The organism is Comamonas sp. FG99 (assembly GCF_057808605.1).
On record NZ_JBMDII010000022.1, the window covers coordinates 17,688 to 29,455 of the forward strand.

Annotated in this window: 11 protein-coding genes; 7 read left to right on the top strand and 4 right to left on the bottom strand. The window is 67.9% G+C overall.

From position 1 onward, the window contains the following. The first annotated feature begins 1 nt into the window (after position 1). Genes paaC through ACODRX_RS15585 form a run of 4 tightly spaced genes read left to right on the top strand, consistent with a single transcriptional unit; the run spans position 2 to position 4,980 of the window. On the top strand, positions 2-784 hold the full coding sequence (gene paaC / locus ACODRX_RS15570) for a 1,2-phenylacetyl-CoA epoxidase subunit PaaC (RefSeq protein WP_488872434.1): 783 nt from the start codon (positions 2-4) through the stop codon (positions 782-784). A gap of 4 nt (positions 785-788) precedes the next feature. Next, entirely contained in the window at positions 789-1,316 is a 528-nt protein-coding gene (gene paaD, locus ACODRX_RS15575; RefSeq protein ID WP_488872435.1) for a 1,2-phenylacetyl-CoA epoxidase subunit PaaD, read from the top strand. A gap of 21 nt (positions 1,317-1,337) precedes the next feature. Then, positions 1,338-2,426, top strand: coding sequence for a 2Fe-2S iron-sulfur cluster-binding protein (locus ACODRX_RS15580; RefSeq protein ID WP_488872436.1), 1,089 nt, complete (start codon positions 1,338-1,340; stop codon positions 2,424-2,426). Between the two features lie 43 nt (positions 2,427-2,469). After that, positions 2,470-4,980: a penicillin acylase family protein gene (locus tag ACODRX_RS15585; RefSeq protein ID WP_488872437.1), complete on the top strand. Its 2,511-nt coding sequence runs from the start codon at positions 2,470-2,472 to the stop codon at positions 4,978-4,980. A 30-nt stretch (positions 4,981-5,010) separates the two neighbouring features. On the opposite strand, the gene ACODRX_RS15590 is transcribed toward ACODRX_RS15585, so the two are convergent. From ACODRX_RS15590 to ACODRX_RS15600, 3 genes are all read right to left on the bottom strand, one after another. Continuing rightward, entirely contained in the window at positions 5,011-6,477 is a 1,467-nt protein-coding gene (locus tag ACODRX_RS15590; RefSeq protein WP_488872438.1) for a TrkH family potassium uptake protein, read from the bottom strand. Positions 6,478-6,493: 16 nt separating this feature from the next. Next, on the bottom strand, positions 6,494-7,987 hold the full coding sequence (trkA, locus tag ACODRX_RS15595; protein WP_488872439.1) for a Trk system potassium transporter TrkA: 1,494 nt from the start codon (positions 7,985-7,987) through the stop codon (positions 6,494-6,496). Between the two features lie 112 nt (positions 7,988-8,099). Continuing rightward, positions 8,100-9,380, bottom strand: coding sequence for a glutamate-5-semialdehyde dehydrogenase (locus tag ACODRX_RS15600; RefSeq protein WP_488872440.1), 1,281 nt, complete (start codon positions 9,378-9,380; stop codon positions 8,100-8,102). A 55-nt stretch (positions 9,381-9,435) separates the two neighbouring features. Here ACODRX_RS15600 and ACODRX_RS15605 point away from each other — a divergent pair, with 55 nt between their 5' ends. Beyond that, on the top strand, positions 9,436-9,717 hold the full coding sequence (locus ACODRX_RS15605; protein ID WP_488872441.1) for a hypothetical protein: 282 nt from the start codon (positions 9,436-9,438) through the stop codon (positions 9,715-9,717). Positions 9,718-9,859: 142 nt separating this feature from the next. Beyond that, positions 9,860-10,051 carry a hypothetical protein gene (locus ACODRX_RS15610; RefSeq protein WP_488872442.1) on the top strand — a complete coding sequence of 64 codons (192 nt, stop codon included), beginning with the start codon at positions 9,860-9,862 and terminating at the stop codon, positions 10,049-10,051. Positions 10,052-10,100: 49 nt separating this feature from the next. Here the strand turns inward: ACODRX_RS15610 and ACODRX_RS15615 are convergent, their stop codons facing one another. Continuing rightward, entirely contained in the window at positions 10,101-10,610 is a 510-nt protein-coding gene (locus ACODRX_RS15615; protein WP_488872443.1) for an Lrp/AsnC family transcriptional regulator, read from the bottom strand. A 139-nt stretch (positions 10,611-10,749) separates the two neighbouring features. Here ACODRX_RS15615 and ACODRX_RS15620 point away from each other — a divergent pair, with 139 nt between their 5' ends. Further along, positions 10,750-11,766: a 1-aminocyclopropane-1-carboxylate deaminase gene (locus ACODRX_RS15620; protein WP_488872444.1), complete on the top strand. Its 1,017-nt coding sequence runs from the start codon at positions 10,750-10,752 to the stop codon at positions 11,764-11,766. Positions 11,767-11,768: the final 2 nt, after the last annotated feature.

Sequence of the window (11,768 nt, forward strand, 5' to 3'; positions counted from 1 at the left end):
CATGAGCGCGACCGCCAACTACCTGCTGCACCTGGCCGACAACGCCCTGGTGCTGGGCCAGCGCAACGCCGAATGGTGCGGCCACGGCCCCATACTCGAAGAAGACATTGCCATGGCCAACGTCAGCCTCGACCTGATCGGCCAGGCGCGCCTGCTGTACCAGCAGGCCGCCACGGCCATCGGCGGCGACGCCAGCGAAGACCGGCTGGCCTATTTCCGCGACGGGCCCGAGTTCCGCAACTACACCCTGCTGGAGCTGCCGCACCACGGCCCGCTGGTCGGCTACGCACAGGCCGGCATGGACTACGGCACCACCATCGTGCGCAACTTCCTCTACAGCGCGCTGATGGTGCTGGTCTGGGAGGCGCTGCAGCAGTCCAGCGACGAGCAGCTCGCGGCCATCGCCGCCAAGTCGCTCAAGGAAGTGCGCTACCACCTGCGCCACTCGCGGGACTGGCTGGTGCGCATGGGCGACGGCACCGACGAATCGCAGGCCCGCGCCCAGGCGGCCTTGAACCACCTGATGCCCTACACCCAGGAGTTCTGGACCGGCAGCAGCATCGAAGCCGCGGCCGAGGCCGCCGGCGTGGGCGTGCATGTACCCGGCCTGCGCGCCCCATGGGATGCGCTGGTCGACGACGCCCTGGCCGAAGCCGGGCTGGCGCGGCCGCCTGCCGGCGGCTACATCACCCAGGGCAAGAGCGGCCTGCATTCCGAGCATCTGGGCTTTCTGCTGGCCGAAATGCAGGGCCTGGCCCGCGCCCACCCGCACGCCACCTGGTGACGCCATGAGCAGCACCGTCGCCAATCCCGTGCAAGCCGCCTGGGCCGCCCTGGAGGCGCTGGCAGACCCGGAAATCCCCGTGGTATCGCTGCGCGAGCTGGGCATTCTGCGCGATGTGCGCGCGGGCCCGGATGGCCTGGAAGTGGTCATCACCCCCACCTACAGCGGCTGCCCGGCGATGGGCCAGATCGAGGACGATGTGCGCGCCGCCCTGCAGGCGGCCGGCCTGCACGCCCGGGTGGTGACGCAGCTCGCTCCGGCCTGGACCACCGACTGGATGAGCGCTGCCGCCAGGCAAAAGCTGCTCGCCTACGGCATTGCGCCACCCGGCGGGCGCTGCGCCCCCGATCGCGCGGCCGGCCAGAACGTGCTGCACTTCGTGCGCGGCGCCGCCGCCAGGCCTGCCGTGCCGTGCCCGCATTGCGGCTCCCACCATACCGTGGAGTCCTCGCATTTCGGCTCCACCGCCTGCAAGGCCCTCTACAAATGCCTGGACTGCCAGGAACCCTTCGACTATTTCAAGCCCTATTGAGCACCCACCGGAGAAGCCAGCATGTCCGCCCCCCACTTCCATGCACTCAAGGTCAAGCGCGTCAGTCCGGAAGCCGCAGGCGCCGTGGCCATCGCCTTCGACATCCCCGCCGAGCTGCGGGCCGCCTTCGCCTTCGAGCCCGGCCAGTTCCTGACGCTGCGCGCCCGCATCAACGGCCAGGACGTGCGCCGCAACTACTCCATCAGCAGCCCGCGCAGCCGATTCGCCAGGAGCGGTGAAATCGAGGTCGGCATCCGCCCGGTGGAAAACGGCGTCTTCTCCAACTGGGCCGTCACCGCGGTCAAGGCCGGCGACCACATCGGCGTCATGCCGCCGGACGGCCGCTTCGTCGTCAAAAAGCCCCGCGCCATCCACCGTGTCGGCTTTGCCGGCGGCTCGGGCATCACCCCCATTTTGTCCATTGCCGCCAGCACGCTCGAAGAGCAGCCCGAATCCAAGTTCACCCTGATCTACGGCAACCGCAACACGGCCACCATCATGTTCAACGAGGCGCTGCAGGACCTGAAGGACCGCTTCGCCGACCGCTTCACGATGATCCACGTCCTGTCGAGCCAGGCCCAGGAAGTGGACCTGCTGCAGGGCTACATCAATGGCGACAAGGTGAACGCGCTGATCTCCACCTTCCTGCCGGTCAAGAGCATGGACGAGGTCTTCATCTGCGGCCCCGAGCCCATGATGGACGCCACCGAGCAGGCCTTGCTGGCGGTCGGAGTTCCAGCCCACCGGGTGCATACCGAGCGCTTCAACGCGGGCGCTCCGGCGGGCGTGCAGATCGTCACGATCGACGCCCCCAAGGCCAAGGTCGAGCGCAGCGTGCAGCTGACCGTCGTCATCGACGGCACCGAGCACCAGATGGCCATGGCCCCCAGCGAGCGCGTGCTGGACGTCGCGCTCGACGCCGGGCTCGACCTGCCGTTCTCCTGCAAGGCCGGCGTCTGCTGCACCTGCCGGGCCAAGGTGCTGTGCGGCGAAGTGACGATGGACAAGAACTACACCCTCGAAGACGACGAAGTCGCCCAGGGCTTTGTGCTCAGCTGCCAGGCCCGTCCCGTGGGCAAGGAGCTGAAGCTGAGCTTCGACCACCGCTGAGGCGAGACCGCCCGTCGCCACCGTGTTTAGATCGGAGACAAGCATGAGCATCACTGCACCGGCCATGCGGGCCCGGCCGCTGGCCGCCGCGCTGGCCCTTCTGCTTCTCGGCGCCTGCAGCAGCAGCAGCGGCGACCATGCCAAGGCAAGCGCCCCAGAATCCACCGCCGCCACCGCCACTGCCCCGAGATCGCTGACGCTCAAGCGCGACCGCTACGGCATTCCCCACGTCTATGCGGACACGGTGCGCGGCGTATTCCATGGCTTCGGCTACGCCGTAGCCGAGGACCGGCTCTTCCAGATGGAGATGGCCCGGCGCTCGGTACTGGGCAGCGTCGCCGAGGTGCTGGGCCCGAAGCATGCGGCGCGCGATGCAGATGTGCGCCGGCTCTTCACGCCGGCCTCAATCAAGGCCCAGCTGGCGCGGCTCGCGCCAGAGGACAGAGACATCTTCGAGGGCTATGCCGACGGCTTCAATGCACGCATCCGCGAAGTCCTCGCGAACCGGGCCACGCTACTGCCCAGGCAGTTCGCCGATGCGGGCTTCGATCCCGTTCCCTGGACAGGCTATGACGTGGCGATGATCTGGGTTGGCACCATGGCCAACCGGTTCTCGAACGGCAGCAGCGAAATCGCCAACCTGCAACTGCTCCAGCAGCTCCAGCGTGCCAAAGGCGAGCAGCTGGGCAGCCAGCTGTTCGAGCAGCTGCGGTGGCTGGAAGACACGGCCGCCCCCACCACCGTGCCGCGCCCGGGCGGCGCCGCGGCCGTGCAAGCGACCGCATCGGAGGGCCGCGGCCAGGCTCAGCGCGACAGGCTCGCACCGGTTTCCATTGCCACCCTGGAGCGCACGGACACCTTGCTCGCCACCTGGAAAGGCATGGCCCTGCCGCAAGAGCGGCCCGTCGCCTCCAACCTGTGGATCGTGGGCCCGAAAAAAACCACCGATGGCAGCACGGTCCTGGTCAACGGCCCCCAGTTCGGCTGGTTCAACCCGGCCTATGTGTTCGGCATCGGCCTGCACGGCGCCGGTTTCGATCTCGTCGGCAACACGCCCTTCGCACACCCGGTAGTGCTGTTCGGCACGAACGGCCACATCAGCTGGGGCGCCACCGCCGGCCCGCAGGATGTGAACGACATGTACCAGGAGCAGCTCGACCCGGCGAATCACCGCCAATACCTCTACCAGGGGCAGTACCGGGCCATGGGCCAGCGCACCGAGACCGTCAAGGTCAAGGGCGAGGCGGATCGGCAGGTCGAGGTGCTGAGCACGGTGCACGGCATCGTCACCAGCGTGGACGCGGCCAGCCATGTGGCCTACTCGATGCGCCGCGCCTGGGACGGCCATGAAATCGAATCCCTGCTGGGCTGGATCCACATGACGCGGGCCCGCAACTGGGATGAATTCCTGCGGCAGGCCGCGCGGGTGGCGATCACCATCAACTGGTACTATGCCGACGCCCAGGGCAACATCGGCTACGTGTCGCCGGGCCGCCTGCCGATCCGCCCTGCGGCGCAGGACGTCCGCCTGCCCGCGCTGGGCGACGGCAGCATGGAGTGGCAGGGTTTCAAGCCCTTCGAGCAGCTGCCCCAGGTCTACAACCCCGCGCAGGGCTACATTGCCAACTGGAACAACCAGCCCGCCCCCGGCGCCTTGACGGACGGCGGCAACTTCAGCTTCGTCGACCGCGTCAACGAACTCATCCTGCGCATCGAAGCCCGGCCCAGGCTCTCGCCCGAACAGGTGTGGGAGCTGAACCGCGAGGCCTCGTTTGCCGACACGAACGCCCGCTACTTCGTGCCGTACATCGCGGCCGCCACCCGCGCGCTGGCACCGGCCGATCCGGTGCGCAAGGCAGCGCAGCTGCTGGCCTCCTGGAACGGGTTGAACACCAACCCGCATAACGGCCCGAACTACATCGAGCCGGCCGCGACCGTGATGCGCGCCTGGCTGCCCATCATGTACCGCAAACTGCTGGCGGACGACCTTCCGGCCGAGGTGTTTGCCCAGTATTCGTCCGCCGGCTATCCAGCCGCGGTGCCGCCCGGCAGCATCCGGCCCGGCAACGGCTCCAAGCTGCTGTACAACGCCTTGGCCGGCAGCAAGGCCGGCGTACCGCAGGCCTACGACTTCTTCAATGGCGCAGACCAGCATCCAATGATTCGCGATGCGCTGGCCGAAGCCGTGCGCGAGCTGACGGCGAAATACGGCAGCGACATGTCGGCCTGGCTCACGCCGGTGGCCCCGCACCCGTTCCTCACCACCAACTTCATGGGCTATCCGCAGGCGGGCGAAGACGAGGCCCTGGCGCTGCCCACCTACATGAACCGCGGCACCGAGAACAACCGGGTGATTTTCCCGGCACAGGGCGCGGTGCAGCTGTGCACGGCCGCGCCTCCCGGCCAAAGCGGCTTTGTCGCGCCCGACGGCCGCCAATCACCGCACTACCAGGACCAGATGGAGCTGTACCAGGCCTTCGGCTGCAAGCACGAGGCCATCACCGCCCAGCAGGTGGACGCCCAGCTGGAGTCGCGGCGCGAGCTGCGCTATTGACGGCCGGGGGCCGGGGCATCGCAGCCAGCCTCACCTCCTCCAGAAGGCCGGCGTCAGCAGCGCCATGAAGCTCAGGATCTCCAGCCGCCCCATCAGCATGGCCAGCGTGCACACGCCGAGCTGGAAATCCGTCAGGCCCGCATAGTTGTTGGCCGGACCGAGCTCGCCCAGGCCCGGCCCGGTGCAGTGCACGCTGGCCAGCGCGGCGGAGAAGGCCGTCAGCGGGTCCATGTCGGTCAGCAGCAGCGCCATGGTCAGCCCGGTAATCGTCGCGCCGTACACCAGCATGAAGGCCAGCACCGCGAAGATCATGCGGTCGGGCACCACCGCGCCGCCCATGGTCACCGGCTGCACCGCCTGCGGGTGCACCAGGCGTGTCATCTCGCGCCGGGTCTGCTTGAGCAGCAGGATCATCCGCGCCATCTTGATGCCGCCGCCGGTGGAGCCGGCGCTGGTGGCCACGCCCGACAGCATCAGCATCAGCACCGGCGCGAACGCCGGCCACTGCAGGTAGTCCACCGTGGCGAAGCCGGTGGTCGTGGCCACCGAGACCGCATGGAACATGCCCAGCCGCAAGGCCTCCAGCGGGCCGTACACGCCCTTGAGCCACAGCAGCGCGGCCACCACCAGGCCGCTGCCAAGCAGCGTCAGGATGGTCGCGCGCATCTCCGGGTCCTGGTACAGGCAGTTGAGCCGGCGCTTGCGCACGGCCACGAAATACAGCGCGAAATTGCAGCTGGCCAGCAGCATGAACACGGTGCAGATGCCTTCGAGCAGCGGCGACGCAAAGTAGGCAAAGCTGGCGTCGTGCGGCGCCAGGCCGCCCAGGCTCACCGTGGCGAACATGTGCATCAGCGCGTCGAGCGGCGTCATGCCACCCAGCCAATACGCCAGCGCGCACAGCAGCGAGAACACGCCGTACACCCCCCACAGCCCCTTGGCCGTCTCGGCCACGCGGGGCGTGAGCTTGGTGTCCTTGACCGGGCCGGCGGCCTCGGCGCGAAACAGCTGGCTGCCGCCCACGCCCAGCAGCGGCAGCACCGCCACCGCCAGGATCAGGATGCCCATGCCGCCGAGCCACTGCAGGAAGGTTCGCCACACGTTGAGCGACACCGGCAGCGTATCGACATGGTTGAGCACGGTGGCACCGGTGGTCGTCAGCCCCGAGACGGCTTCGAAATAGGCATGCACCCAGGTGAGCGGCCGGCCGATCTGCGCAAAGCCCAGCATCAGCGGCACGCAGGCGGCCACCGGCAGCACCAGCCAGACGAAGGCCACCAGCATCACCCCGTGCCGCGCCTGCAGCTCGCGCCGGCTGCGATGGCCCAGCCACCAGATGGCCAGGCCCGCCGCCACGGCCACCACCATGGCCTGCGGATAGACCCAGAACACGCCGTCGTCCATGGCGTACGACACGCCGGCCGGCACCAGCATGACGCCGCCGAACAGCATCAGCAGCACGCCAAGCACACGCAGGACGGGAAGGAAATCGGCCATGGCGTGGACTGCTTGGTCAGAAGAATGTGGCGCCAACGCTGAACAGCGACTCCACCTGGTGCACCAGGCGCTTGTTCGGCAGGAAGAGGATCACATGGTCGCCCGGCTGCAGCACGGTGCCGCTGGTGGGCACGATGACCTCGGGCACCGCCGGCGGCGCGGCGTCATCCGGCTCCTCGGCCTCGTCGCCGCCGCTGCCGTTGGTGCTGCGCGAATCGGGCGCGGGCAGCCCGCGCACGATCAGGCCCACATGCACCTGGTGCGGCAGGCGCAGGCCGCCCACGCGCCGCCCCACCACCTTGCAGGTGCGCGCATCGCCGCGCACCACGATCTCCAGCGCCTCGGCCACGCCGCGGCGCAGGCTGTGCACCGCCTGCACGTCGCCCTGGCGCACATAGGCCAGCAGCTCGCCCAGCACCGCCTGGGCCGGCGCCAGCGCGATATCGATCTGCGTGCCGTGCATCAGCTCGGCGTAGCTGCGGCGGTTGATCAGCGCCAGCACGCGGCTGGCGCCCAGCTTCTTGGCCAGCAGGCTGGCCATGATGTTGTCCTCGTCGTCGCTGGTCAGCGACAGGAACATGTCCACGTCCTCGATGCTCTCGCCCTCGATCAGGTGCTCGTCGGTGGCATCGCCGCGCAGCACCAGCACGTTGGACGGCAGCTGCGAGGCCAGGTAGACGCAGCGGTCCTCGTCTTTTTCGAGGATCTTGATCTGGAAGTCGCCCATGCCGCTCAGGTGCTTCGCCAGCCGGAAGCCCACGCGGCCGCCGCCGGCGATCATGATGCGGCGCACCGGCCGCTCGCGCTCGCCCACCTGCCGGTGGAAGGCCGCCAGCACCTGGTCCACCTGCTTGCGCGCCGCGAGGATGAAGACCTCGTCGCCCGGCTCGATCCGGGTGTTGTTCTCGCAGGGCACGAAGCGGTCGGCCTCGTGCAGGAAGCGCCGGTAGATGCCCACCACGCGCATGGGCATGTCGGGCACGCCCTGGCGCACATCGGAGATGGACAGCCCCACCACCGGCGCGCCGCCGCGCGCGCGCACCGACACCAGGCAGGCATGGCCGAGCGCAAACTCGCGCACCTGCAGGGCCTCGGGGTGCTCGACCAGCTTGCCGATGTAGTTCATCAGCGACTCTTCGGGACAGAAGGCGCGGCTGACCGCAAAGCCCTCGTCGGACAGCAGCTCGGCATGGCTGCGCAGCGCGGTATTGCGCACCCGGGCAATGCGCGTGGGGATGTTGAACAGCAGCTTGGCCAGCTTGCAGCACACCAGGTTGGTGTCGTCCTGCGGGGCGCAGGCGATGAGCATGTCGGCATCGCGCGCGCCGGCCTCGGCCAGCACCGCCGGGTCGATGCCGTCGCCCACCACGCCGCGCAGGTCGAACCGGCTCTCCAGCTCGCGCAGCCGCGAGGCGTCGGTATCGATGACGGTGATGTCGTTCTTCTCGCCGATCAGGTTGTCGGCCACGCTCTCGCCCACACGGCCCGCGCCGAGGATGATGATTTTCATAGCGATACCAACGATGGATGCAGGCGCATCATACCGCGTCCAACGCCCAGGCAGAACATCAAAAAATATAGCTGCCAGCGCTTGCAAGACAAGCGCTGGCAGCCAATTTCATTCAAACCCGGACTTCGCCGTTGCCCAGTACCAGGTATTTCAGCGAGGTCAGGCCCTCGATGCCCACCGGGCCGCGGGCATGGAACTTGTCGGTGCTGATGCCGATCTCGGCGCCCAGGCCGTACTCGAAGCCATCGGCAAAGCGGGTGCTGGCGTTGACCATGCAGCTGGCCGAGTCCACCTCGCGCAGGAACTGCTGGGCATGCATGTGGTCGCGCGTCAGGATGGCGTCGGTGTGGTGGCTGGAATAGCGGTTGATATGCGCAATCGCCTCGTCGACGCCGGCCACCACCTTGATGCTGATGATCGGCGCCAGGTACTCCTCGCCCCAGTCCCGCTCGGTGGCCGGCACCAGCTTGGCGCCCGCCACGCCCTGCAGCAGCGCCAGCGCCTCGGGGTCGCAGCGCATCTCCACGCCCTTGGCCGCATAGACGGCCCCGATCCGCGGCAGGAACTCGGCCGCCACGCCGCGCGCCACCAGCAGGCCCTCGCTGGCATTGCAGGGGCTGTATTTCTGCGTCTTGGCATTGTCGGCCACGGTCACCGCCATGGCGATGTCGCAGGGATCATCGACATAGGTGTGGCAGTTGCCGTCCAGGTGCTTGATCACCGGCACCTTGGCCTCGCGGCTGATGCGCTCGATCAGCCCCTTGCCGCCGCGTGGAATGATCACGTCCACATACTCGGGCATGGCGATCAGCTGGCCCACCGCCTCGCGGTCGGTGGTCTGCACCAGCTGCACGCCGTGCTCGGGCAGGCCGGCCTCGGCCAGCGCCGCCTGCACCAGCCGCGCCAGCGCCTTGTTCGAGTCGATGGCCTCGGAGCCGCCGCGCAGGATGCAGGCATTGCCGCTCTTGATCGACAGGCTGGCCGCCTCGATGGTCACGTTGGGGCGGCTTTCGTAGATCATGCCGAACACGCCGATAGGCACGCGCATCTGGCCCACGCGGATGCCGCTGGGCATCTGCTTCATGCCGATGACTTCGCCGATCACATCCGCCATGGCCGCCAGCTGCTCGCAGCCCTGGGCGCAGGTCTCCAGCACCTTGGGCGTCAGGCGCAGGCGGTCCACCATGGGCGCGGACAGGCCATTGGCCACGGCGCGCTCCAGGTCGCGGGCATTGTCCGCCTGCAGCGGCTGCGCCTGCTCGCGCAGCAGGCGCGCCAGCGCCAGCAGGGCGCGGTTCTTGGTGGCGGCAGACGCTTTGGCCATCTCGGCGGCGGCCGTTTTGGCCTGCAGGCCCAGCGTATGCGTATAGTCGGCGATGTTCAGGGCGTTCATGCCCGCCATTGTGACGTATCTGTTGCATCGCAGCAGCCCCCGGAGATTCAACCCCATGACCACCGCCACCGACCAACTGGATGCCTTGCAGGCCGCGCTGCGGCAGTTTGACGCGGGCGCGCTCGGCGCGCAGGCACTGAGCACCCAGGCGCGCGGCCTGGGCGCGCTGCTGGCGGCGCTGCCGCCGCAGTTCGAAACCGTGCTGCTGCAACTGCTGGACCGGCTCGAATCCAGCGCGCTGTTCAGCGAGGAAAGCTGCTCCTTCAGCCAGAAAGACCTGCTGGACAGCCTGCGCCTGTGGGCCGAGAAGGCCCGGGCCAGGCTTTACAACAGCTGAAAAACCGCCGCGGCCATTGTCAACCATGGCCGGCAATTGCAAGCGAAACCTGCGCCGGGCAAAGAAGCGCAAAGCCGCTGGCGGCGGCGCCGGCGCGGTGCTAACTTGGGCGCCTCGAATCAACCCGCGATGCGGAGGTCTTATGGGATTGCTCAATGAAATCGTCGGCGCCGTGGTCGCCGAAGAGGCGCTCAAGAAAGTCGATCCGGACGCCGGCATGCTCAAGAAGGGCATGGCCGTGATTGCCGGTTTCGAAGGCGAGAAGGTCGCCGAAGAGAAAATCCGCGAGCACCTGGATGGCGAACAGCAGCCGCCCACGGACGCCAGCCAGTAGCCACACCAAGCCGAAACACACCAGGGCGCCCAGGCGCCCTGCGTTTTTTCTACACCGCCAGCGGCAGCTCGGTGGTCGAGACCACGTTGCGCAGCACCATGAACGAGCGCACCTGCCGCACGCCCGGCAGGTAGAGCAGCTGCTCGGCATGCAGGCGGTTGAAGCTCTCGCCGTCCCGGGTGCGGATCAGCATGAAGTAGTCGAACTCGCCCGTCACCACATGGCACTCCATGCAGCCGGAGATCCTGGCCGCGGCCTTCTCGAAGGCCGCGAACGACTCGGGTGTGGAGCGGTCGAGCACCACGCCGATCATCACCAGCATGCCCGCCCCCACGGCCTGCGGGTTCAGCCGCGCCACCACGCCGTCGATGAAACCCAGGCGCCTGAGCCGCTCCACACGCCGCAGGCAGGCCGGCGGGCTCAGATGCACCTTGGCCGCCAGCGCCACGTTGGACAGCGCGGCGTCGCGCTGCAGCTGGCGCAGGATGGCGCGGTCGGTGCGGTCGACTTCAGCGGGCTCGGCAGGGGCATTCCTGGAACGAACTTTTGTTGCGCACATTTCAAATTCCCTGAAATACATGGAGTGTTTCGTCGCATATTCTCCGATGTATTGGCCATTTTTCATCGATTTTTCACAACCCTGTTAAGCGAGTATCTTTCTACGATTCAAGGACATCCACCAGCGAACGGAGTCCTCCATGAATCTGCAGAAATTCCCCCGCCACCCGCTCACCTTTGGCCCCACCCCGATCCAGCCGCTGCCGCGCCTGTCGGCCCACCTGGGCAGCAAGGTGCAGCTGTTCGCCAAGCGCGAGGACTGCAACTCGGGGCTGGCCTTCGGCGGCAACAAGACGCGCAAGATGGAATACCTGATCCCCGAGGCGATCGCGGGCGGCTACGACACGCTGGTCTCCATCGGCGGCATCCAGTCGAACCAGACACGCCAGGTGGCCGCGGTGGCCGCGCACCTGGGTATGAAATGCGTGCTGGTGCAGGAGAACTGGGTCAACTACTCCGACGCGCTGTACGACCGCGTCGGCAACATCGAGATGAGCCGCATCATGGGCGCCGATGTGCGCCTGGATGCGGCGGGCTTTGATATCGGCATCCGCCCGAGCTGGGAGCAGGCGATGGCGGATGTGCGCAAGGCCGGGGGCAAGCCCTTCCCCATACCCGCGGGCTGCTCCGAGCATCCCTATGGCGGCCTGGGCTTCGTGGGCTTTGCCGAGGAGGTGCGCCAGCAGGAGCAGGAGCTGGGGTTCCGGTTCGACTACATCGTGGTCTGCTCGGTCACCGGCAGCACGCAGGCGGGCATGGTGGTGGGCTTCGCGGCCGACGGGCGCGCCGACCGGGTGATCGGCATCGATGCCTCGGCCAGGCCCGCGCAGACGCGGGCTCAGATCCTGCGCATTGCCCAGAACACCGCACAGCTGGTGGAGCTGGGCCGCGACATCACCGAGGCCGACGTGGTGCTCGACACCCGCTATGGCGGCCCAGAGTACGGACTGCCCAACGAGGGCACGCTCGAAGCCATCCGCCTGTGCGCGCGCCAGGAAGGCGTGCTCACCGATCCGGTGTACGAGGGCAAATCCATGCACGGCATGATCGACAGGGTGCGCAAGGGCGAATTTCCGGCGGGATCGAAGGTGCTGTATGCGCATCTGGGCGGCGTGCCTGCCCTGAACGCCTACAGCTTTCTTTTTCGTAACGGCTGAAC

Coding starts and splice junctions, on each gene's coding strand:
- ACODRX_RS15600 (WP_488872440.1), bottom strand. CDS start 9,380: ATGAACGCCCTGAACATCGCCGACTATACGCATACGCTGGGCCTGCAG.
- ACODRX_RS15580 (WP_488872436.1), top strand. CDS start 1,338: ATGTCCGCCCCCCACTTCCATGCACTCAAGGTCAAGCGCGTCAGTCCG.
- paaD (WP_488872435.1), top strand. CDS start 789: ATGAGCAGCACCGTCGCCAATCCCGTGCAAGCCGCCTGGGCCGCCCTG.
- ACODRX_RS15605 (WP_488872441.1), top strand. CDS start 9,436: ATGACCACCGCCACCGACCAACTGGATGCCTTGCAGGCCGCGCTGCGG.
- ACODRX_RS15620 (WP_488872444.1), top strand. CDS start 10,750: ATGAATCTGCAGAAATTCCCCCGCCACCCGCTCACCTTTGGCCCCACC.
- ACODRX_RS15610 (WP_488872442.1), top strand. CDS start 9,860: ATGGGATTGCTCAATGAAATCGTCGGCGCCGTGGTCGCCGAAGAGGCG.
- paaC (WP_488872434.1), top strand. CDS start 2: ATGAGCGCGACCGCCAACTACCTGCTGCACCTGGCCGACAACGCCCTG.
- ACODRX_RS15590 (WP_488872438.1), bottom strand. CDS start 6,477: ATGGCCGATTTCCTTCCCGTCCTGCGTGTGCTTGGCGTGCTGCTGATG.
- trkA (WP_488872439.1), bottom strand. CDS start 7,987: ATGAAAATCATCATCCTCGGCGCGGGCCGTGTGGGCGAGAGCGTGGCC.
- ACODRX_RS15585 (WP_488872437.1), top strand. CDS start 2,470: ATGAGCATCACTGCACCGGCCATGCGGGCCCGGCCGCTGGCCGCCGCG.
- ACODRX_RS15615 (WP_488872443.1), bottom strand. CDS start 10,610: ATGTGCGCAACAAAAGTTCGTTCCAGGAATGCCCCTGCCGAGCCCGCT.